Source organism: Mycobacterium sp. E342 (genome assembly GCF_001667665.1).
Taxonomy (GTDB): Bacteria; Actinomycetota; Actinomycetes; order Mycobacteriales; family Mycobacteriaceae; genus Mycobacterium.
Map to the genome: position 1 here is coordinate 1 of NZ_LZJM01000198.1, position 1,815 is coordinate 1,815.

1 protein-coding gene is annotated in these 1,815 nt (G+C 70.2%); it reads right to left on the reverse strand.

Features of this window, described 5'->3' with window-relative positions; genetic code table 11:
* Positions 1-1,519: 4-alpha-glucanotransferase (gene malQ / locus A5692_RS14220; protein ID WP_068056963.1), on the reverse strand; the 1,519-nt coding region annotated here is incomplete at its 3' end.
* Positions 1,520-1,815 lie beyond the last annotated feature (296 nt).

The window sequence follows — 1,815 nt, forward strand, 5'->3', positions numbered from 1 at the left end:
CCAGGGCGACGATGCCGATCATCGCTTCGTGGTCGTAACGCACGTAGGTGCCTTCCGTGGGCGGCGCCCCTTCCGGGATCCACCACAGCCGGAACAACCCGATGATGTGGTCGATGCGCACGCCGCCGGCATGCCGCAGCACGGCACGGATCAACGCCCGGAAGGGGCGGTACTCCTCCTCATCCAGCCGATCGGGCCGCCACGGCGGCTGAGACCAGTCCTGGCCGAGTTGATTGAACTCGTCCGGCGGCGCGCCGGCGGTGACGCCCAGCGCCAACACGTCTTGCAGGGCCCACGCGTCGGCGCCGTTGGGATGCACGCCGACCGCCAGGTCGTGCATCACGCCCAGCGCCATTCCGGCCCGGACCGCCTGCGACTGCACCGAGGCGAGTTGCTCGTCGAGTTGCCACTGCAGCCACCGATGAAAATCGACTGTCTCCGAATGCTTTTCGGCGAACGCAGCGACCCCGGACGCGTGCGGATGCTGCAGCGATTGCGGCCAGGAGTGCCAGTCGGCACCGTGCTTCTCGGCCAGGGCGCACCAGATGGCGAAGTCGTCGAGCGCGCCGCCCTCACGGGCCCGGAAGGCTTGGTAGGACAACTCGCGGCCCGCCGACCGCGGCACCCGGTGCAACAGCTCGAGCGCGGCGCGCTTCGCCGCCCACGCACCGTCGCGATCGATGGCGTCGAGTCGAGCGGCCCGCTGTTGCACCTCGGAGCGCAGCCGCCGCACCCGGCTGCGCTTGGGCAGCTCGGCGAACTCGGGAATCGCCTCGACATGCAGATAGAGCGGGTTGATGAAGCGCCGCGACGTCGGCAGATAGGGTGACGGTTCCATGGGGCGCGTCGGGGCTGCCGCGTGCAGGGGATTGACCAACAAATAGTCGGCGCCATGCCGCGACGCCGACCACACCGCCAGGTCGGTCAGATCGGTCAGATCGCCGACGCCCCACGACTGTTTCGAGCGCACGCTGTAGAGCTGGGCGGCCAGCCCCCAGCCTCGGCGGGCGCCGAGCCGCTCGGGCAGCCCGAGCCAGTCCGGCGTCACGATCAGCGCGGTGCTGGTCTCCCCGTCGGAGGAACGCAGATGCACCCGGTGATAGCCCAGCGGCAGGTCGGCCGGCAGCACGAAGCTGGCCTCACCGACCCAGCGGTCGCCCAGGTCGAACGGCGGGGTGAAGTTGTCGACCTGCTCGATCCCGCCGCACACCGTGCCGTCCTCGAGCTGCAACCAGACCTCGGCGGGATCGCCGTGGGTCACGTGCACCCAGAACCGTGTCTGCTCACCCGTGCGCCCGACGATCGTGGGCGGCAACCGCCGCATCCAATGCGACCGCAGCTTGGCGGCCAGGGCCACGTTGCGTTCCTGCTCGGTGCCGGCCGGCACGCCCAGCGCGGCCAACACCGCCACCAGCGTGGCTGCCGGAACCGGCACCCGCCGCCCGGTCCAGTCGTCGTACTCGGTCGCGATGCCGCATCTCCTGGCAAGTTCGACCAACGACGGCGCGAGCTCACTCATACCGCTCATCTTGCTGCCAGAATTCGCCGCCCGACCAATCGGGGAGAGGCGCCAGCCGCCGGCGTGCGGCCACCCCCCCGGTTCGCCGGCCGGTGCCGCGCCCTTTCGTCCGCTTCAGCGCGCACGCTCAACAGGACGAGCCGGGCATTCGCCATTACGATGCCCTGAGGAGACATGAGGAGTCCGGGCGGGGACCGGCGGGGGAATCCGATAGTGCCAGTTCAGCGGCGCCTGGCGCGGTGCGGGCGTCGGCGCGATCCGGCGAACCGCCCACGACCGGACACCTATAGATAAAG